General features: G+C 61.8%; 17 protein-coding genes and 1 pseudogene. 10 read left to right on the top strand and 8 right to left on the bottom strand.

What is annotated here, in order from left to right; translation table 11 throughout:
• The first annotated feature begins 179 nt into the window (after positions 1 to 179).
• From J1G34_RS03055 to J1G34_RS03040, 4 genes are all read left to right on the top strand, one after another.
• Positions 180 to 977, top strand: coding sequence for a hydroxymethylpyrimidine/phosphomethylpyrimidine kinase (locus J1G34_RS03055; protein WP_065895186.1), 798 nt, complete (start codon positions 180 to 182; stop codon positions 975 to 977).
• A gap of 18 nt (positions 978 to 995) precedes the next feature.
• A complete protein-coding gene (thiE, locus tag J1G34_RS03050; protein WP_222993270.1) occupies positions 996 to 1,619 on the top strand; it encodes a thiamine phosphate synthase in 624 nt (207 codons plus the stop codon).
• Positions 1,620 to 1,638: 19 nt separating this feature from the next.
• On the top strand, positions 1,639 to 2,922 hold the full coding sequence (hemL, locus tag J1G34_RS03045) for a glutamate-1-semialdehyde 2,1-aminomutase (RefSeq protein WP_222993268.1): 1,284 nt from the start codon (positions 1,639 to 1,641) through the stop codon (positions 2,920 to 2,922).
• 226 nt (positions 2,923 to 3,148) lie between these two features.
• A complete protein-coding gene (locus tag J1G34_RS03040) occupies positions 3,149 to 3,703 on the top strand; it encodes a tetratricopeptide repeat protein (RefSeq protein WP_065886862.1) in 555 nt (184 codons plus the stop codon).
• On the opposite strand, the pseudogene J1G34_RS03035 reads toward J1G34_RS03040, so the two are convergent.
• From J1G34_RS03035 to J1G34_RS03010, 6 genes and pseudogenes are all read right to left on the bottom strand, one after another.
• Positions 3,704 to 4,816: pseudogene (locus J1G34_RS03035) on the bottom strand (succinylglutamate desuccinylase/aspartoacylase family protein).
• Between the two features lie 8 nt (positions 4,817 to 4,824).
• Positions 4,825 to 5,535: a histidine ABC transporter permease HisM gene (gene hisM / locus J1G34_RS03030; RefSeq protein WP_222993266.1), complete on the bottom strand. Its 711-nt coding sequence runs from the start codon at positions 5,533 to 5,535 to the stop codon at positions 4,825 to 4,827.
• Positions 5,532 to 6,248 carry an ABC transporter permease gene (locus J1G34_RS03025; protein ID WP_065935420.1) on the bottom strand — a complete coding sequence of 239 codons (717 nt, stop codon included), beginning with the start codon at positions 6,246 to 6,248 and terminating at the stop codon, positions 5,532 to 5,534. The genes hisM and J1G34_RS03025 overlap by 4 nt, the downstream gene beginning before the upstream one ends.
• A gap of 28 nt (positions 6,249 to 6,276) precedes the next feature.
• Positions 6,277 to 7,035, bottom strand: coding sequence for a transporter substrate-binding domain-containing protein (locus J1G34_RS03020; protein ID WP_065935421.1), 759 nt, complete (start codon positions 7,033 to 7,035; stop codon positions 6,277 to 6,279).
• A 35-nt stretch (positions 7,036 to 7,070) separates the two neighbouring features.
• Positions 7,071 to 9,128 (bottom strand): oxidoreductase, encoded by a 2,058-nt coding sequence (locus J1G34_RS03015; protein WP_222993264.1) that lies wholly within the window; start codon positions 9,126 to 9,128, stop codon positions 7,071 to 7,073.
• A gap of 235 nt (positions 9,129 to 9,363) precedes the next feature.
• Positions 9,364 to 9,690 (bottom strand): DUF1820 family protein, encoded by a 327-nt coding sequence (locus J1G34_RS03010; RefSeq protein ID WP_003236992.1) that lies wholly within the window; start codon positions 9,688 to 9,690, stop codon positions 9,364 to 9,366.
• A 131-nt stretch (positions 9,691 to 9,821) separates the two neighbouring features.
• Between J1G34_RS03010 and miaB the strand changes: the two genes are divergently transcribed.
• The 5 genes from miaB (at position 9,822) to lnt (ending at position 15,252) form a co-directional block, all read left to right on the top strand.
• Positions 9,822 to 11,150: a tRNA (N6-isopentenyl adenosine(37)-C2)-methylthiotransferase MiaB gene (miaB, locus tag J1G34_RS03005; protein ID WP_222993261.1), complete on the top strand. Its 1,329-nt coding sequence runs from the start codon at positions 9,822 to 9,824 to the stop codon at positions 11,148 to 11,150.
• Between the two features lie 225 nt (positions 11,151 to 11,375).
• Entirely contained in the window at positions 11,376 to 12,380 is a 1,005-nt protein-coding gene (locus J1G34_RS03000) for a PhoH family protein (RefSeq protein WP_065886855.1), read from the top strand.
• Entirely contained in the window at positions 12,373 to 12,831 is a 459-nt protein-coding gene (ybeY, locus tag J1G34_RS02995; RefSeq protein WP_065886854.1) for an rRNA maturation RNase YbeY, read from the top strand. Before J1G34_RS03000 ends, ybeY begins: the two co-directional genes overlap by 8 nt.
• A gap of 42 nt (positions 12,832 to 12,873) precedes the next feature.
• Positions 12,874 to 13,713, top strand: a complete 840-nt coding sequence (locus J1G34_RS02990; RefSeq protein WP_065886853.1) for an HlyC/CorC family transporter — start codon at positions 12,874 to 12,876, stop codon at positions 13,711 to 13,713.
• A gap of 15 nt (positions 13,714 to 13,728) precedes the next feature.
• On the top strand, positions 13,729 to 15,252 hold the full coding sequence (gene lnt / locus J1G34_RS02985; RefSeq protein WP_065897171.1) for an apolipoprotein N-acyltransferase: 1,524 nt from the start codon (positions 13,729 to 13,731) through the stop codon (positions 15,250 to 15,252).
• 122 nt (positions 15,253 to 15,374) lie between these two features.
• Here lnt and J1G34_RS02980 read toward each other — a convergent pair whose 3' ends face one another.
• Complete coding sequence (locus J1G34_RS02980; protein ID WP_065886851.1) at positions 15,375 to 16,136, bottom strand: YdcF family protein; 762 nt, start codon at positions 16,134 to 16,136, stop codon at positions 15,375 to 15,377.
• A 95-nt stretch (positions 16,137 to 16,231) separates the two neighbouring features.
• Positions 16,232 to 16,549 (bottom strand): hypothetical protein, encoded by a 318-nt coding sequence (locus tag J1G34_RS02975; protein WP_083203251.1) that lies wholly within the window; start codon positions 16,547 to 16,549, stop codon positions 16,232 to 16,234.
• A 261-nt stretch (positions 16,550 to 16,810) separates the two neighbouring features.
• On the opposite strand from J1G34_RS02975, the gene leuS reads away from it, so the two are divergent.
• The gene (leuS, locus tag J1G34_RS02970; protein WP_065895176.1) at positions 16,811 to 19,417 is read left to right on the top strand and encodes a leucine--tRNA ligase; all 2,607 of its coding nucleotides are present in this window, start codon (positions 16,811 to 16,813) and stop codon (positions 19,415 to 19,417) included.
• Positions 19,418 to 19,483 lie beyond the last annotated feature (66 nt).

Below are 19,483 nucleotides of genomic sequence, written 5' to 3'. Positions count from 1 at the left end.
CTAGCATAGCCGGTAAAGGCCATTAGACACCATTGGAAGTATTTTCGGACGGCCCTGGGACGTGGCTTTCAGCGCATTTGATGACAATTGTCAGCCGCCCGAAACGTCTTGGCGCAGGGCAACATTCAGCTATCGCCGGACGGCCACGCAAAAAGCGTTTGGTGGTAAGCTCGCGCACCATGAATATCTACAGCTCTCGCCCCGTTGTTCTCTGTCTCTCCGGCCATGATCCCAGTGGTGGCGCCGGCTTGCAGGCCGATATCGAAGCCCTGCTCGCCCAGGGCTGCCACGCCGCTACGGCCGTCACCGCGCTGACCGTGCAGAACACCGTCAATGTCAGTGACTTTCGTGTGCTCGACCGCGAGTGGGTGCTGGCCCAGGCCAATGCCGTGCTCGGCGACTCCGAAGTCGCTGCGGTCAAGCTGGGCATGCTGGGATCTACCGCCATGGTCGACACCGTGATCGAACTGCTGCAGGCGCACCCGCACCTGCCGGTGGTATGCGACCCGGTGCTGCGTGCCGGCGGCGGCGGCAGCCTGGGCAAGGATGAAGTGGGCTATGCGATGCGCGAGCGACTGTTGCCCCTGGCGCTGATCGCCACGCCCAACCTGCCTGAAGCGCGCATTCTCGCCGAACTGCCCGACGGCAGCGCCGACGCATGCGCCGAGAAGCTGTTGCCCTACGTCAAGCACCTGCTGATCACCGGCGGCCACGGCGATGAGCAGCAAGTGCACAATCGCCTGTACAGCCGCGACGGCAGCCGCCATACCTTTACGTGCCAGCGCTTGCCCGGCAGCTATCACGGCTCGGGGTGCACGCTGGCCAGCACCCTTGCCGGGCGAATCGCCCAGGGCGAAGGGTTGGTGAGCGCCGTGCAGTCGGCGCTCGACTACACCTGGCGCACCCTGCGTGACGCCGAACGACTCGGCCAGGGCCAGTTCGTGCCTCGCCGTCTGCCGCTGGATTTCTGCTCTTAATACCGAGAGGCCTGCCCGATGAAACTACGTGGCCTTTACGCCATCACCGACAGCCAACTGTTGGCCGGCAAATTTCTCGCCTACGTCGAAGCGGCGCTGGACGGTGGCGTGACGTTGTTGCAGTACCGCGACAAAAGCAGCGACGAAGCGCGCCGCCTGCGAGAGGCCGAAAAGCTGCGGGAACTGTGCTCGCGCTACACGACCCAATTGATCATCAACGATGACGCCGAACTGGCCGCGCGCCTGGGCGTGGGCGTGCACCTGGGGCAGACCGACGGCCCACTGACCCCGGCCCGTGCGCTGCTCGGCTCCAGGGCGATCATCGGCGCCACCTGCCATAGCCAGATCGAACTGGCCGAACAGGCCGCGAAGGAAGGCGCCAGTTACGTCGCCTTCGGGCGCTTCTTCAATTCCACGACCAAACCCGGCGCCCCGGCCGCCACCGTTGACATGCTGGCCGAGGCGCGCACACGCCTGCACCTGCCGATCTGCGTGATCGGCGGCGTCACCCTGGAAAACGCCGAACCGCTGGTGGCCCACGGGGCCGACCTGCTCGCCGTGGTGCACGGCCTGTTCGGCGCCGACAGCACCAAGGAAGTCACGCGCCGTGCCCGTGCTTTCAACGCCCTTCTTAAGATTTGATTTCAGAGAGACTTCCATCATGTCCCGTTCCAAAACCCTGTTTGCCAATGCCCAGAAACACATCCCCGGCGGTGTGAACTCCCCCGTGCGTGCGTTCAAGAGCGTGGGCGGCACGCCATTGTTCTTCAAGCATGCCGAAGGCGCCTATGTCACCGACGAAGATGACAAGCGCTACGTCGACTACGTCGGCTCCTGGGGCCCGATGATCCTCGGTCACAGCCATCCGGAGGTGCTCGACGCCGTTCGCCAGCAACTGCAGCACGGTTTGTCCTACGGTGCTCCGACCGCGATGGAAACCGAGATGGCCGACCTGGTCTGCTCGATCGTGCCGTCGATGGAAATGGTGCGCATGGTCAGCTCCGGCACCGAAGCCACCATGAGCGCGATCCGCCTGGCCCGTGGTTTCACCGGCCGCGACAGCATCATCAAGTTCGAAGGTTGCTACCACGGCCACTCCGACAGCCTGTTGGTAAAAGCCGGTTCCGGCGCCCTGACCCAGGGCGTACCGAGTTCGGCCGGCGTGCCGGCGGCGTTCGCCAAACACACCCTGACCCTGCCATTCAACGACATTGACGCCGTCGCGCAGATGCTCGCTGACGTCGGTCAGGAGGTGGCCTGCATCATTGTCGAGCCGGTCGCCGGCAACATGAATTGCGTCCCGCCGGCCCCGGGCTTCCTCGAAGGTCTGCGCGAGCAGTGCGACAAACACGGCGTGGTGCTGATTTTCGATGAAGTGATGACCGGTTTCCGCGTGGCCCTCGGTGGCGCCCAGGCGCACTACGGCGTCACGCCGGACCTGAGCACCTTCGGCAAGATCATCGGCGGCGGCATGCCGGTGGGCTGCTTCGGCGGCAAGCGCGAGATCATGCAGCACATCGCCCCGCTGGGCCCGGTGTACCAGGCCGGCACGCTGTCCGGTAACCCGCTGGCGATGGCGGCCGGCCTGACCACCCTGCGTCTGATCAGCCGTCCGGGCTTCCATGCCGAACTGACCGACTACACCACCCGCCTGCTGGACGGCCTGCAAGTGCGTGCCGACGCCGCCGGTATCCCGTTCGTCACCACCCAGGCCGGCGGCATGTTTGGCCTGTACTTCAGCGGTGCCGACGACATCGTCACCTTCGATGACGTCATGGGCAGCGATGCCGACCTGTTCAAGCGTTTCTTCCACCTGATGCTCGAAGGCGGCGTGTACCTGGCGCCGAGTGCCTTTGAGGCCGGCTTCACGTCGATCGCCCATGGCGAAGCCGAGCTGAAGCTGACCCTGGACGCTGCCGAGCGCGCCTTCGCGGCCCTGAAATAAGTGACGGCAACCCTCTGACGCTGCCCGTGGCGGCGTCAGATTTGCTACTTTGCCTACAGAGATTTCCCGGTTTTTTCGAGAATTGCCCTGCAATCCGGCAGATAACTTGCCCAAGCAGCAGAAAAACGAGTAAAGACTTTGTAAGCAGAGGCCTGCTTATTTCATAATGCGCGCTTATTGGACTCCCCGAGGGTCCGCGCGCCCCGTCAGAGGTAAGTCGATTCCCATGAAACGCACCGGCCGCACCCTGGTTCTGGGCTGCCTGTTGCTCCTTCAGCCGCTGCTGGCGCATGCACAAGCAGGCGGCAACTCGTTGTTAATTCCAGCGATGGGTCGTTGCACCCTTAATACCCAGCCCGACACCCAGGCCGAAGCCCTGAGCGCGTGCCAGAAACAGGCTGACGAAGGGGATGCGCAAGCGCAATACGAGTTGGGCGAATACTTCCACGACAGTAAGAACCCGGCCGTCGATCTCAACAAAGCGTTGAGCTACTTCGAAAAAGCTTCGCTGCAAGGCCATGCACAGGCGCAATTCCAGCTCGGCAACATGTTCTTCCGTGGCGAAGGTGTGCCGGCCAATAACGTCCAGGCCTACATCGTGCTGAAAATGGCGGCCGTCAACGGCGCCGAAGACGCCTTGGACACCGCCGACGAAGTCGCCGAGCACATGCAGCGCGATGAACTGGAAGTGGCCACCCAGGTGCTGGGGCAGATTTTCCGCAATTACCTGCAGGAACTGCAGAGTGCCGATGGGCGCTCACCCTTCTCCCCCCTGCCCTGATCACGGCGATAACAGATAGCCCTGCCGATACGCCGCAGGCCCCGCCACATGGGCGATGGTCATGCCGGCGCTCGCCATTCGGCGCACTGAGCGCACATACAACAGTCCTTCACGTGCACACGCTACCGGGGTTACGCGATCAGTGACTGGATCGATGATGTGCGCCAGCGCCTGTCCTGCTTTCAGGTAGTCGCCGACCTGAGCGGCAAATACAATCAAGCCTCCCACCGGACTCACCACCGGCTCAACCCCGGCCAAGGGTGTGGGCGGGTTCAACAACGGCGGCGGCAGTGGCGCCTGGCCATCGATGGCGCCGCGCAGCGTCAGGTAGTTGATCAATGCCTGGCAATCCTGGCGAGCCAGCCCATCCTCCACATCGGCCACACCGCGCAGCTCCACGGTCGCGGCAAATCACGGCGCGGCCAATCGCCCCGGGAAACACGCCTGCATCTGCGCCCAGAACAGGGTGTAGCAATCGTCGAACGAGTGCCCGCCCGCGTCTTCGCTCATAAAGCAGGCTTGCGCGCCGAGGTACCGCGCCAGCGGCTCCACCTGCGGCCAGGCGTGCGGCGCCAGGTACAGATGCTGGACCGCCTCGAAATCACAGTGCAGGTCCAGCACCACATCGGCATCACACGCCAATGTTTGCAGGATCAAGCGCATTGACTGCAGTTGCGTCGCCGGCACCTGGTCGACAAGGGTTTGCCGCAGGGTCGAACGGATCAGTTGCAGATTATGCGCAGGGTCTGCGGTCAGCGCGTCCTGCACCTGATCCGCGACCTGCCGGCTGACATCGATAAAGAAGCGATTGAAGTTCTCTCGACTGTCGTTATCGAAGCGTCCCTGCGGCACGTCCATCAACACCTGTTCCAGCCCCAGCGGATTGGCCACCGGCACCAGCACCACCTCCCAGCGCAGCGCCCCGGCCGCGTCCAGATGCGCCAGCCGCTGTTTCAGATGCCAGCATACCAGCATCCCCGGCAGTTCATCGGCATGCAGGGACGCCTGGATATACACCTTGCCCGGCGCATCGGCCGGGCCGTAATGAAAACTATGGATCTGCCGTGCCGTGCCGGGTACAGCGCTCAACAACCTGTGATTTTGAGTGTGCATGACGCCCCCTATCGGCCCGCCTCGAGAAAACCCAGCCAACGCCGTTCAGCCAGGCGAAACAGGCCGACCAGGGCAAACGTAATGCTCAGATAAAGGACGGCGGCCAGGCCGAAGGATTGGAAGGTAAGAAAGGTGGCGGCATTGGCATCCCGCGCGACTTTGAGGATGTCCGGCACCGTGGCCGTGAACGCCAGGGTGGTGGAATGCAGCATGAAAATTACTTCATTGCTGTAGTACGGCAATGATCGGCGCAGGGCCGAAGGCATGATCAGGTGCACGTACAGTTTCCACCCGTCAAAACCCAGGGACCGCGCGGCCTCGATTTCCCCGCGAGGCATTGCGCGAATGGCGCCCGCCAGAATCTCTGTGGTGTAGGCGGCGGTATTCAGCGCGAATGCGAGCAGGGTGCAGTTGAGGGCTTCGCGGAAAAACGCATCGAGCAACGGCTGTTCGCGCACGGCGGCCAGGCTGTAGATACCGGTGTAGAAAATCAGCAACTGGATGTACAGCGGCGTGCCACGAAACAGGTAGGTATAGCCTTGCACCGGCCAGCGCAGCCAGCGCCGGGCGGATGTCCTGGCGATGGACAACGGCAACGCCAGCAGCAGGCCCAGGCCTAACGACGCGCTGGTCAGCCACAAGGTCATGGCCAGGCCGGTGATCTGGTAGCCGTCGGAATAAATCAACGGTCGCCAGTACTCCTGGATGAGTTCCATCATCGTGACGGCTCCTGCACGCCGCCGGCGTAACGACGCTCCAGCCAACCCAGTATCAGGTTTGAAGCACTGCTGAGCAGCAGGTACACCACCGCCGCCAGCAGCAGGAAGGCCAGCAGTTGCTGGCTGCTTTTGCCCGCCACCTGGGCGACTTTCACCAGGTCCGCCAAGCCGATGATCGACACCAGCGCTGTGGCCTTGAGCAGGACCATCCAGTTATTGCCCAACCCCGGCAAGGCGAACCGCATCATTTGCGGGAAGATCACATGCACGAAGCTCTGGCGGAAGGTCAAACCAAGGGCCTTGGCCGCCTGGAACTGGCCGCGCGGTACAGCCAGCAAGGCGCCGCGAAAGGTTTCGGTGAAATAGGCGCCGTAGATAAACCCCAGTGTCAGCACGCCCGCGCTGAAAGGGTCAATGTCGATGTACGCCCAGCCCAACCCGGCGGTCAGACGGCTCAAGCCGGTTTGCAGCCCGTAAAAAATCAACAGCATCAGCAACAGGTCCGGCACACCGCGTATCAACGTGGTGTAGAGCTGCGCGCACAAACGCCACGTGCGCACCCCGGACAGCTTGGCGCCGGCACCGAGCAGGCCGAGGACAAGCCCCAGCAGCAACGACAACAGCGCCAGTTGCAGGGTGATCCACACGCCATGCAGTAACATCGGCGCAAAGGCGCCCAGGGTCGCGACGAATTGGGAGAAGGTCGGTAGCATGTTTTGCCCTCGTTGGCCTGGAGGGCGGTTATTGGCCGCTGAACATGTTCACGCCGGGAAAATACTGCTCCTGCAGGCGGGCGTAGGTGCCGTCGGCGTGGAGCGCCGCCAGCGCCTTATCCAGCAGCGCCTTGAGCCCCTGGTTGCCCTTGGCGATGCCAATGCCGCTCTTGGACGGCATCAGCTCGCTCTCGATGATCGGCCCCAGTACGAACCCGGCGCCCTGGGGCGAACGCAAGAACCCGCTTTGCGCTTGCTGCGCATCTTGCAGCGAAGCCTGCAAACGGCCTGTTTGCAAGTCGGCATACACCTGCTCCTGATCGGCGTAAGCCACCACCTTGATGCCTTGGCCGGCGAGCACCTTAAGGGCATACATTTCCTGGGTACTGCCCTGCAGATAGCCGACGGCCGTGCCTGTGGAAAGCTCGGTACCAGGACGGAACACCATGGCGGTAGGGCTGGAAAAGACTTCCGAGGAAAAATCGATAACCTTTTGCCGCGCGGCAGTGATGGTCATTGAAGCCAGGATTGCGTCAATCTTGCCGGCGTTCAGGCTGGGGATCATTGCGTCGAAGTCGCTTTCAACCCATTGGCAGCGCACATTCAACTGCGCGCAGATAGCTTGACCGATATCAATTTCAAAGCCGGTCAACGTTCCCGTACTGTCTTTATAAGCAAAGGGCGCGTAGTTGGGATCGGCAGCAAAACGAATCACTTCATAGTCTTTGGCCAGAAGCGATGTATTGAATAAAAACGTGGTGATTAACAGCAGGAGTATTTTTTTCATTATTGTATTCCTCGTTATAGATGAAACAGCTGAACTTACTGCACCTCAATAAATGGAATTTCTCGTTTAACCACTAACGACCCAGCCGGCGCGTCGAACTCGCGGGCGCTTCGATGCCCTGAATACACCGCTGCTGCAATCGTGCCGGGCGCCACGCAATCACCGACCAGCGCCAGCGTGCCGATACCCGCCGCCTGCAACCGTTCGGGGGTGTTATTCAATGCCTGATACAACGCCTGTTCAGGCGCTCGGGAGGTCACCAGCAGCAAGGATGCGGCGCCGATGAACCGTGTGCGCTCGGTGTAGACACACCCTGCCATCACCCCCTCCGGCATCGCCCGGACCAGCGTATGGGAGGGGATGATCGTGACATTCAACTCCATCAGACGACGCTGGATGCGATGCTGCTCGAGGGTGTTGTGCGTCCAGGCCGCCACATCCGCCGCCGGGGTGACGAAGATCACCTCCACGCCTCGCGCCACCAGGTGCTCGGCCAGCACGCTGCCCATGTAGTAGTGGTCATCATCGAACAGCAGCACCGGCGAAGCCGGCAGCACACCCGCCATCACCTCGTCCGGCGTCAGCACTGGCAGGCACTCAAGGCCCGGTAATGCCTGGCGCAGGGCGCGCCCCAGGCCGTCCCGCCGCCAATGTGAGCCGGTGGCGATAAATACGTGCTCGGCGGCGAAATCCAGCACATCCTCGGCCTGCAGCTGACTTTCCCGATAAATCTCCACCGAGGGCAGGCGGCTCAAGGCGTCCAGTCGATAATCGACGACCCGCGCCCAACTCGCCAACCCAGGCAGCCGGGCTTCCAGCGCTACCCGTCCGCCCAGATTGCGCAGGCTGTCGACCAGCGCCACGTCCATCCCGCGCGTGCCGAGTATCCGCGCGCACTCAAGCCCTGCGGGCCCGGCGCCGACCACCAGCGCCCTGCCGAGCCGGTGCGCACGGTCGACCGACTCGGGATGCCAGCCACGCCGCCACTCCTCGCCCATGGTCGGGTTCTGCGTGCAGCGTAACGGCGTACTGGTGTGGTCGCCGCTGACGCACACATTGCAGCCGATACATTCGCGAATTTCCTCGACGCGCCCTGTTTCAATCTTCTTCGGCAGGAACGGATCGGCAATCGAAGGCCGGGCCGCTCCAATCAGGTCGAGCACGCCACGGCGTACCAGGGACACCATGGTGTCCGGCGAAGTAAAGCGCCCAACGCCGACCACCGGCTTGCGGGTCAGCGCCTTGAGCCCCACCAGGAAAGCCTCCTGATAGCCTTCGCCGGCAAAGCGCGCGGTCACGCTGTCGTTCGACCAGTCGGCGACATTGATGTCCCACAGGTCCGGCAGGTCTGCCAGCATCGAGAACACCTCGGCGCCTTCGCCCTCGCGACTGAGGCCGCCGGCCATCTGCTCATCCACCGCCAGGCGGACCGCCACGGCACAGCGGTCGCCCACTGCATCGCGGGTGTCCTCAATCAGTTCGCGCAGCAGTCGCACGCGATTTTCCAGCACTCCGCCGTACTCATCCGTGCGCCGGTTGTTACGCGGCGTGAGGAAATGGAACGGGACGCTCAGGTCGTGCCCGGCATACACATAAATGATGTCAAAGCCGGCCTCCCGCGCGCGCAGGGCGGCCGCCCGATGCAAGGCCCGCAACTGCTGGATATCGGCACGACTCATGGCCCGGGCCTGCACCGGGTCATAACTGCGTACTGGCGTATTGGACGGCGCCCAGGGAATTTCGCGGCTGTAGCGGTTAGGCGCGGAGTAACCGTTGAACGCCAGCTCGACGCCGGCCAACGAACCGTGCTGGTGCACCGCCTCACACATTTTCGCCAGGGCCGGGATGTCGCGTTCATCCCATAACCGCGCCTCGATATAAGGCGAGAACTCGCTCAGCGGGCTGATTTCACACTCTTCAGTGCACACCACCCCCCAGCCGCCCTCGGCCTTAATCCCGCGCATGCGAGCCATGGCCGACGGGTGCACATGGCCCATGCCATTGCAGTGGGGAACTTGGTAAAAGCGATTACGGGTGCGAACCGGGCCTATTTGTACCGGCTCAAACAGAATGTCATAGCGAGGATCGCGCACAGGGCTACTCCCGAACAGTAAGGTTCGTTAATGACGGCGTGATAAAACTCGGGGCTATTGAATGGCGTGATTCAAGGGAATTGAAACGGGGAAACTTCGAGGTTTATTTAAAGGTTTTCTTATTATTAATAGATTCATGGCGCCCTCTCCGAATAAACAAAATTTGCTATCTTTCAAACAAAATGTCTATCCACAAGAGGGCAATTTCGGAAACGCCCTACAAATTAATTGAGGGTCACTTCTCCGGCATCGGCATCGGGAACGGCATGACATTGCTCACGCCCCGCGCCTCGCTGATTTTCGGCGTACCCAGGCGCTCGACTTCATCGATGCGCACGATCGAATGCATCGGCACAAAGCTGCGCACCACGCCTTCGAACTGGGCCTTGAGCTTTTCTTCGCCCGGGTCGACGACCAATTGGGTACGCTCGCCAAAGACGAACTCTTCCACCTCCAGGAAGCCCCACAGATCACTTTGATAGATCTGCTTGGCGTACATTTCGAACACCTGGCCCTGGTTGAGGAAAATCACCTTGTAGATTGGAGCTTCACGTTTGGTCATGGCGGGCGAGCAACACATCGCGGATATAAAAGAGGGCGCGAACTATAGCATGGCACCCGATGCACAGCGCTAGGAACCAATGGGCATGCCCCCTATAATGCGCGGTTCTTTACCACCAGTTGACGATCCCCATGGCCAAGAAGCTTTACATCGAAACCCACGGTTGCCAGATGAACGAGTACGACAGCTCGCGCATGGTCGATCTGCTGGGCGAACACCAGGTCCTGGAAGTCACCGCCCGCGCCGAAGATGCCGACGTGATCCTGCTCAATACCTGCTCGATCCGCGAGCGGGCCCAGGACCGTGTGTACTCGCAGCTGGGCCGCTGGCGCGAATTGAAGCTGGCCAACCCGGACATGGTGATCGCCGTCGGCGGTTGCGTGGCCAGCCAGGAAGGCGCCGCGATCCGCGACCGCGCGCCCTATGTCGACGTGGTCTTCGGCCCGCAGACCCTGCACCGCCTGCCGGAAATGATCGACGCCGCGCGCATCACCAAGTTGCCGCAAGTGGACGTGTCGTTCCCTGAAATCGAAAAATTCGACCATTTGCCCGAGCCGCGCATCGACGGGCCAAGTGCCTATGTGTCGGTGATGGAAGGCTGCAGCAAGTACTGCACCTTCTGTGTAGTGCCCTACACCCGTGGCGAAGAAGTCAGCCGGCCGTTTGACGATGTGCTGTCGGAAATCATCCACTTGGCCGAAAACGGCGTGCGTGAAGTCACCCTGCTGGGCCAGAACGTCAACGGTTACCGTGGCCAGACCGACGATGGGCGCCTGGCTGACCTGGCGGAGTTGATCCGCGTAGTCGCCGCCGTCGATGGCATCGAGCGCATCCGCTACACCACGTCGCACCCGCTGGAGTTTTCCGACAGCCTGATCCAGGCCCACGCCGACGTGCCGGAGCTGGTCAAACACCTGCACCTGCCGGTGCAGTCGGGCTCGGACCGCATCCTGTCGGCCATGAAACGCAACCACACGGCCCTGGAGTACAAATCCAAGCTGCGTAAATTGCGCGCCGCAGTGCCGGGCATCTGCATCAGCTCGGACTTTATCGTCGGTTTCCCCGGCGAAACCGAGAAAGACTTCGAGCAGACCATGAAGCTGATCGAGGACGTCGGTTTCGACTTCTCCTACTCGTTCGTCTACAGCCAGCGCCCGGGCACCCCAGCGGCCGACCTGCCGGACGAAACCCCGGAAGCGTTGAAAAAAGAACGCTTGAATGCGCTGCAACATCGCCTGAATCAGCAGGGTTTCGAGATCAGCCGACAAATGGTCGGTTCGATCCAGCGCATCCTGGTGACCGACTACTCGAAGAAGGACCCGGGCGAATTGCAGGGCCGTACCGAGAACAACCGCATCGTCAACTTCCGCTGCGACAACCCGACCCTGATCGGCCAGTTTGCCGACGTACACATCGATGCGGCGCAACCGCACTCGCTGCGCGGTTCGTTGATCAACTGACGCCCCCGGCTGCCAAGGCAAGGGCAGAACTAATGTGGGAGGGGGCTTGCCCCCGATTGAGGTGTCTGAGTAGCAAATGTGTCGGCTGACACTCCGCCATCGGGGGCACGCCCCCTCCCACATTGGATCCATGCAACATTCCGATGACGTAAGTGCTTTCGTACCCGCGCCACTGGCGTTATTCTCTGTTTCACCTCAACAGCCAAAGGGCGGCTAAAAGCGACCTTGAACGCACCTACAGTAGAACCCCATCGTTTTCTCCTCGAGCCGTTTGAGGCTCGCCGTTTCGCCAACCTGTGCGGACAGTTCGACGAGCACCTGCGCCTGATCGAACAACGCCTGAGCATCGAGATCCGCAACCGCGGCAATCAGTTCGAGCTTATTGGTGAACCCCAACACACCACGTCTGCGGAAAACCTGCTGCGGCGCCTCTACCGCGAAACCAAGGGCAGTGAGCTGTCGCCGGAAACGGTGCACCTGTACCTGCAGGAATCCGCCGTGGAAGACCTGGCCAACAATCCTGTGGCCGAAGCCAGCGTGGCCCTGCGTACCAAAAAAGGCATGATTCGCCCGCGCGGCTTGAATCAGCAGAAGTACGTCAAGGAAATCCTCGGCAACGACATCAACTTCGGCATCGGCCCGGCCGGTACCGGCAAGACCTACCTGGCCGTGGCCTGTGCGGTGGATGCCCTGGAGCGCGAACAGGTTCGCCGCATCCTGCTGGTGCGCCCGGCGGTCGAGGCGGGTGAAAAACTCGGCTTCCTGCCCGGCGACCTGGCCCAGAAGATCGACCCGTACCTGCGCCCGCTCTACGACGCGCTGTACGAGATGCTCGGTTTTGAATACGTCGCCAAGCTGATCGAGCGCCAGGTGATCGAAATCGCCCCGCTGGCCTACATGCGCGGTCGCACCTTGAACAACAGCTTCATCATTCTCGACGAAAGCCAGAACACCACGGTCGAGCAAATGAAGATGTTCCTCACCCGTATCGGTTTCGGCTCCACGGCCGTGATTACCGGTGACGTCACCCAGGTCGACCTGCCCAAGGGCACCAAGTCCGGGCTGGCGCAGGTAATCGAGGTGCTCAAGGACGTACCGGGTATCAGCTTCACGCACTTCATGCCCAAGGACGTGGTCCGTCATCCGCTGGTGCAGCGCATCGTAGAAGCCTATGAGCGTTTCGACCACAAGGACGACGCACCGGCCCAGGACACGCGCCGCGATGCTTGAGCTTGACCTGCAGCGGGCCACCGAAGCGCCCGCCCCCGGCGAAGCACAGTTTCGTCAATGGTGCGCCCTGGCCCTGCGCCAGCGCACTGCCGACTCGGAACTGACCATTCGTCTGGTGGATGAGCCCGAAGGCCGCGAGCTGAACCACACCTGGCGCCAGAAAGACTACGCGACCAACGTGCTGTCCTTCCCCGCCGACGTACCCGACGAATTACTGGATATCCCGCTGCTGGGCGATCTGGTGATCTGCGTCGAAGTGGTGGAACGCGAAGCGCGCGAACAAGGCAAGGAACTTGAGGCCCACTGGGCCCATCTAGTCATCCACGGCTGCTTGCATCTCTTGGGTTACGACCATATAGACGATGACGAAGCCGAGGAAATGGAAGCACTGGAACGAACGTTGCTTGCTGAATTGGGGCATCGCGACCCCTACGCAGACGACGAAAACTGATCAACACTCAACTGTCATATCAAAGGATTTAGAGTAATCGCTATGAGCGAAGACCGATCGAGCAACGGGCAAAAGTCATGGCTGGGTAAACTGACCCAGGCTTTTGCCCACGAGCCGAAAAACCGCCAGGAGCTGCTGGAGCTGCTGCGCGAGGCCCACCAGAACAAGTTGCTGGACAGCGAAGCGCTGGCCATCGTCGAAGGCGCCATCCAGGTGGCTGACCTGCAAGTACGCGACATCATGGTGCCGCGCTCGCAGATGATCAGCATCAAGGCGACCCAGACCCCACGGGAATTCCTCCCGGCCGTGATCGACTCGGCGCACTCGCGCTACCCGGTGATAGGCGAAAGCCATGACGACGTCATGGGCGTCCTGCTGGCCAAGGACCTGTTGCCGCTGATCCTCAAGGAGAACGGCGACAACTTCAACATCAAGGACCTGCTGCGCCCGGCCACCTTCGTGCCTGAATCCAAGCGCCTGAACGTGCTGCTGCGTGAGTTTCGCGCCAACCACAATCACATGGCCATTGTGATCGACGAATACGGCGGCGTGGCTGGCCTGGTGACCATCGAAGACGTACTGGAGCAGATCGTCGGCGACATCGAAGACGAGCACGACGTCGAAGAAGACAGCTACATCAAGCCACTGCCCAGCGGTGACTTCCTGATCAAGGCCTTGACGCCCATCGAGAACTTCAACGAGTTCTTCGACAGCGAGTTTTCCGACGATGAATTCGACACCGTCGGCGGCCTGGTGATGAGTGCATTCGGGCACCTGCCCAAGCGTAACGAAACCACCGAGATCGGCGCGTATCGGTTCCGCATCCTGAACGCGGACAGCCGTCGTATCCACCTGATCCGTTTGACCCCTATTGCCCGTTGAGGGTTAAGGACTGAAATGCGCCGTCTGATCGCACCCGGCTGGCCCGGTAACCTGCTGGCCGTGGTGGCCGGCGCCATCACTACCCTGGCGCTGGCGCCGTTCGATATCTGGCCGCTGGCGCTGGTGGCGGCCGGTCTGTTCTATATCGGCCTGCGTGAACTCACACCCCGCCAGGCCCTGGGCCGCGGCTGGTGTTTCGGTTTCGGCCTGTTTGGCGCCGGCACCAGCTGGATCTACTACAGCATCCACCACTTCGGCGGCGCTTCGGTGCTGCTGGCGGGGTTCCTGATGCTGCTGTTCACCGCCGCCATCGCCTGGTTCTTCGCCCTGCCTGCCTGGCTGTGGGCGCGCTGGCTGCGCCGCAATGAAGCGCCATTGGCCGATGCGCTGACGTTCGCGGCATTGTGGGTCGGCCAGGAAGCTTTTCGCGGCTGGTTCCTCACCGGTTTCCCGTGGCTGTATTCGGGCTACAGTCAACTCGACGGCCCGCTGACCGGCCTCGCGCCCTTAGGCGGCATGTGGCTGATTTCGTTCGCGCTGGCGTTGACCGCCGCCCTGCTGTGCAACCTGCCGCGCCTGCTGGCGAGCCGGCGCAACAGCTTTATCGCGGCCGGCCTGGTGCTGCTCGTCGCACCGTGGGCCATCGGCCTGGCGCTCAAGCACCATGCCTGGACCTCGCCCTCCGGCCCGCCCCTGAGCGTGGCCGCGATCCAGGGCAACGTCGAACAAAGCATGAAGTGGGACCCCGAGCAGCTTAACGCGCAACTGGCGCTGTACCGCGACATGAGTTTGAGTTCCAAACGCGTCGACCTGCTGGTGTGGCCGGAAACCGCCGTACCGGTACTCAAGGAGTCGGTCGAAGGTTACCTGGGCATGATGGGCAAGTTCGCCGCCGAGCGTAATACTGCACTGATCACCGGCGTACCGATTCGCGAGGAAGTGCGCCACGAGAAGCGCTACTTCAATGGCATCACCGTGGTCGGCGAAGGTGAAGGCACCTACCTCAAGCAGAAGCTGGTGCCGTTCGGTGAGTACGTGCCGCTGCAGGATATGCTGCGCGGGCTGATCGCCTTCTTCGATTTGCCGATGTCGGACTTCGCCCGTGGCCCTTCCGACCAGCCCATGCTCCAGGCCAAGGGTTATCAGATTGCGCCGTTCATCTGTTATGAAGTGGTGTACCCGGAGTTCGCCGCCGGCCTGTCGGCCCAGAGCGACCTGCTGCTGACGATCAGCAACGACACCTGGTTCGGCCGCTCGATCGGCCCGCTGCAGCATCTGCAGATGGCGCAGATGCGTGCGCTTGAAGCCGGACGCTGGATGATCCGCGCCACCAACAACGGCGTGACCGGCCTGATCAACCCGTTTGGGCAGATCACCGCGCAGATCCCGCAGTTCGAGCGCGGCATTCTCTATGGCGACGTGGTGCCGATGCACAACCTGACGCCGTACCTGCAATGGCGCTCGTGGCCGCTGATCATCGTGTGCCTGCTGCTGTTCGGCTGGGCACTGCTGGCCGCTCGAATGGCTAAAACCGTCTGATTGAGCAAACACAAAACAATGTGGGAGGGGGCTTGCCCCCGATGGCAGAGTGTCAGTCAGTACATTTGATACTGACACACTGCAATCGGGGGCAAGCCCCCTCCCACATTTGTCCTGCGGTGTTACCTGTAGAACAACCTATACCCCACCTGCCCCACTGCCTCATTGATCAACTGCCCGCTCTGCCACACCGACTTGACCTCCGGCATCCACCCGCCGAGCGGCCGACCGTGATCCACGCCCAGAAACCCCACTGGCCCGGGCACCACAGTGAAGCCGGCCTTCTCAAAACTCCACACCGAACGCGGCATGTGCCAGGCCTGGGTCACCACCACCACGCGCTTGATGCCTTGGGGTAACAGTATCTCGGCGCTCATCTGCGCATTTTCCCAAGTGGTGCGGCTGCGCTCTTCCTTCCAGCGTACCGTGACGCCGAAGTCATCCTGCATCGACACCGCCATCAGCTCTGCCTCGCTGGGCGGCGTGCCGTAGTGCAGGCCGCCGCTGGTCAGCACCGGTAACCCGGACGCCTTGGCCAGACGCGCCGCGTAACGTTCACGCTCCAAACCGATGCCGGTGGGCTGGTCGGAGCCCCACGCAATGTCGCCGCGCTCACGACCGGAGCCCAGCACCACAATCGCGTCGGCACGCTGGGCCAGGTTTGCCCAGTCCTCGCGGGCCAGAGGCGGTGCTGTCTCCAGGGCGCGTGCGCCCCACTGCACCATCACCGGCAGGCTGATCAACCACATCCCGCCCAATCCCAAGGCAAAACAACACCCGGCCAGGCGCGGACGACTGCGGCGAAACCACCAGGCAAGTGCCAGCAACAGCAGGAAAATACCGGGCGGCAACAACAATTGTTTAATGAAATAACGAAAAGGCATCGGGCATCTCCAAAGATGCCCGAAGCCTAGATGCATCGGGGTTCAGCAACAATCCTTACGAGCATATTTTGTAAACATCAACGGATAACGCGGGGTCACTTGCACCGTATCGACCGGACATTTTCCGGGCTGCGACCGGCCGCCAGATCCTTCAGCCACACTACCTTGGCCGAACGAGGCGACTCGGGGACCGGCGGGGATGCCGGCCCATGAGCGGCGCGCTGGTGGTGCAATTCCAGATAGCGCTTGATCAGTTCAAGCTCTGCCTGGCTCAAGCCTCGCAACTCCAGTTCCAGAGGCCGTTCATCACACAATCGGCCTGCGGTTCTTGCGGCATCCAATGCCCGACCCAAACGGTCGATCAGTCCTTCGTATAACTGCGGTTTCGTCAAAGTTCGCTGCGATTCAGCCATCCCCTCACCTCATTGAAGAAATACTTGCTCCCCAATAAACAGCGTAGCCCCCGTGGCTGCACCTGCCCGGTGCCGCGACAGACGGCCTGGCCTGCGCAATCAGGGTTTCCCTCGATAGAGTGGGGTCATGTATGCTACGGCGCTTCCTGTAACTCCACTTCCCGCAGGGTTTGGGCACGGACGCGCCGCTTTCCGGTGTCGATCAACCTGAACGTTGCACCGAAGAGGATTAGGCCACCCCTATCCAGTTCAAAAGTAGCCATGCACGAACAATATCAGCCCCGTGAAATAGAAAATGCCGCACAAACCTTCTGGGACGAGCAAAAGTCCTTTGAAGTCAGCGAACAGCCAGGCAAGGAGACGTTCTATTGCCTATCGATGTTCCCTTACCCCAGCGGCAAGCTACACATGGGGCACGTGCGTAACTACACCATCGGCGACGTGATTTCCCGCTACCAGCGCATGCTCGGCAAGAACGTTCTGCAACCCATGGGTTGGGACGCTTTCGGCATGCCGGCGGAAAACGCCGCGATGAAAAACAACGTGGCGCCCGCCAAGTGGACCTACGAAAACATCGCCTACATGAAGACCCAGCTGCGCAGCCTGGGCCTGGCGGTGGACTGGTCCCGTGAAGTGACCACCTGCAAGCCGGATTACTACCGCTGGGAACAATGGCTGTTCACTCGCCTGTTCGAAAAAGGCGTGATCTACAAAAAAAGCGGCACCGTGAACTGGGATCCGATTGACCAGACCGTACTGGCCAACGAACAGGTGATCGACGGCCGCGGCTGGCGTTCCGGCGCGCTGATCGAAAAACGCGAAATCCCGATGTACTACTTCAAGATCACCGCCTACGCGGATGAACTCTTGTCGAGCCTCGACGATTTGCCGGGCTGGCCTGAACAGGTCAAGACCATGCAGCGCAACTGGATCGGCAAATCCAAGGGCATGGAAGTGCAGTTCCCGTACAACGTCGACTCGATCGGCGAAGCGGGCGCACTCAAAGTCTTCACCACCCGTCCGGACACCCTGATGGGCGCGACCTATGTCGCCGTGGCCGCCGAACACCCGTTGGCCACCCAGGCCGCACAGAACAACCCTGAGCTGCAGGCGTTCATCGCCGAGTGCAAGGGCGGCAGCGTGGCCGAAGCCGACGTCGCCACCCAGGAGAAAAAAGGCCTGCCGACCGGGCTGTTCGTCGAGCACCCGCTGACGGGCGAGAAATTGCCGGTCTGGGTCGCCAACTATGTGCTGATGCATTACGGCGATGGCGCTGTAATGGCAGTCCCGGCTCACGACGAGCGCGACTTCGAATTCGCCACCAAGTACGACCTGCCGATCAAGTCGGTGGTGCGCACCAGCGCGGGCGACACCAGCCCGGCCCCGTGGCAGGACGCCTATGGCGAGCACGGCGAGCTGATCAACTCCGGCGAGTTCGACGGCCTGGACTTCCAGGGCGCTTTCGACGCCATCGAAGTTGCCCTGATCAAGAAAAATCTCGGCGCCTCGCGCACCCAGTTCCGCCTGCGCGACTGGGGCATCAGCCGTCAACGCTACTGGGGCTGCCCGATCCCGATCATCCACTGCGAAAGCTGTGGCGACGTGCCGGTACCAGAAGAGCAACTGCCGGTGGTCCTGCCCGAAGACGTCGTACCGGACGGCGCCGGTTCGCCACTGGCGCGCATGCCCGAGTTCTACGAATGCAGCTGCCCCAAATGCGGCCAGCCTGCCAAGCGTGAAACCGACACCATGGACACCTTCGTGGAGTCCTCGTGGTACTACGCCCGCTACGCCTCGCCGCACTATGAAGGTGGCCTGGTAGAAAAATCCGCAGCCGACCACTGGTTGCCGGTGGACCAGTACATCGGCGGTATCGAACACGCCATCCTGCACCTGCTGTACGCGCGCTTCTTCCACAAGCTGATGCGCGACGAAGGCCTGGTCAGCTCCGACGAGCCGTTCAAGAACCTGCTGACCCAAGGCATGGTCATCGCCGAGACCTACTACCGCCGCGAAGCCAATGGCGCCTACACCTGGTTCAACCCGGCGGACGTCGAGCTCGAGCGTGACAGCAAGGCCAAGGTCATCAGCGCCAAGCTCAAATCCGACGGCCTGCCGGTGGAAATCGGCGGCACCGAGAAGATGGCCAAGTCGAAGAACAACGGCGTCGATCCGCAATCGATGATCGATCAGTTCGGCGCCGACACCTGCCGCCTGTTCATGATGTTCGCCTCGCCGCCCGACATGAGCGCCGAATGGTCCGACTCCGGCGTCGAAGGCTCGCACCGCTTCCTCAAGCGCGTCTGGCGCCTGGCCCATGCCCACGTCAGCCAGGGCTTGCCGGGCAAGCTGGACGTCGCGTCCTTGAATGATGAACAGAAAGCCATTCGTCGCAGCACCCACCTGGCTATCCGCCAGGCCAGCCAGGACGTAGGGCAGAACCACAAGTTCAACACCGCCATCGCCCAAGTGATGACGCTGATGAACGTGCTGGAAAAAGCCCCGCAGGCCACGGAACAGGATCGCGCATTGATCCAGGAAGGCCTGGAAACGGTTACCCTGCTGCTGGCGCCGATCACGCCGCACATCAGCCACGAACTGTGGAGCCGCCTGGGCCACAGCGGTGCCGTCATCGACGCCCGCTGGCCGGTGCAGGATGACAGCGCGCTGGTACAGGACACGCTGCAACTGGTGATCCAGGTCAATGGCAAACTGCGCGGCCAGATCGACATGCCGGCCAGCGCCAGCCGTGAAGAAGTCGAAGCGGCTGCACGCTGCAACGAGAACGTGCTGCGCTTTACCGAAGGCCTGACGATCCGCAAAGTGATCGTAGTGCCTGGAAAACTGGTCAATATCGTCGCCAGCTAAATCGGATCGGGCGCAGGGCTCAAGCCCTGCGCCGAACTAAACCTTCAGGGCCTCGATACGGCCCGC

The organism is Pseudomonas sp. Wu6 (assembly GCF_019891515.1).
Taxonomy (GTDB): domain Bacteria; phylum Pseudomonadota; class Gammaproteobacteria; order Pseudomonadales; family Pseudomonadaceae; genus Aquipseudomonas; species Aquipseudomonas orientalis_A.
This window is presented reverse-complemented; position numbering and strand designations above follow the sequence as displayed.

Coding starts and splice junctions, on each gene's coding strand:
- J1G34_RS03055 (WP_065895186.1), top strand. CDS start 180: ATGAATATCTACAGCTCTCGCCCCGTTGTTCTCTGTCTCTCCGGCCAT.
- thiE (WP_222993270.1), top strand. CDS start 996: ATGAAACTACGTGGCCTTTACGCCATCACCGACAGCCAACTGTTGGCC.
- hemL (WP_222993268.1), top strand. CDS start 1,639: ATGTCCCGTTCCAAAACCCTGTTTGCCAATGCCCAGAAACACATCCCC.
- J1G34_RS03040 (WP_065886862.1), top strand. CDS start 3,149: ATGAAACGCACCGGCCGCACCCTGGTTCTGGGCTGCCTGTTGCTCCTT.
- hisM (WP_222993266.1), bottom strand. CDS start 5,535: ATGATGGAACTCATCCAGGAGTACTGGCGACCGTTGATTTATTCCGAC.
- J1G34_RS03025 (WP_065935420.1), bottom strand. CDS start 6,248: ATGCTACCGACCTTCTCCCAATTCGTCGCGACCCTGGGCGCCTTTGCG.
- J1G34_RS03020 (WP_065935421.1), bottom strand. CDS start 7,035: ATGAAAAAAATACTCCTGCTGTTAATCACCACGTTTTTATTCAATACA.
- J1G34_RS03010 (WP_003236992.1), bottom strand. CDS start 9,690: ATGACCAAACGTGAAGCTCCAATCTACAAGGTGATTTTCCTCAACCAG.
- miaB (WP_222993261.1), top strand. CDS start 9,822: ATGGCCAAGAAGCTTTACATCGAAACCCACGGTTGCCAGATGAACGAG.
- ybeY (WP_065886854.1), top strand. CDS start 12,373: ATGCTTGAGCTTGACCTGCAGCGGGCCACCGAAGCGCCCGCCCCCGGC.
- J1G34_RS02990 (WP_065886853.1), top strand. CDS start 12,874: ATGAGCGAAGACCGATCGAGCAACGGGCAAAAGTCATGGCTGGGTAAA.
- lnt (WP_065897171.1), top strand. CDS start 13,729: ATGCGCCGTCTGATCGCACCCGGCTGGCCCGGTAACCTGCTGGCCGTG.
- J1G34_RS02980 (WP_065886851.1), bottom strand. CDS start 16,136: ATGCCTTTTCGTTATTTCATTAAACAATTGTTGTTGCCGCCCGGTATT.
- J1G34_RS02975 (WP_083203251.1), bottom strand. CDS start 16,549: ATGGCTGAATCGCAGCGAACTTTGACGAAACCGCAGTTATACGAAGGA.
- leuS (WP_065895176.1), top strand. CDS start 16,811: ATGCACGAACAATATCAGCCCCGTGAAATAGAAAATGCCGCACAAACC.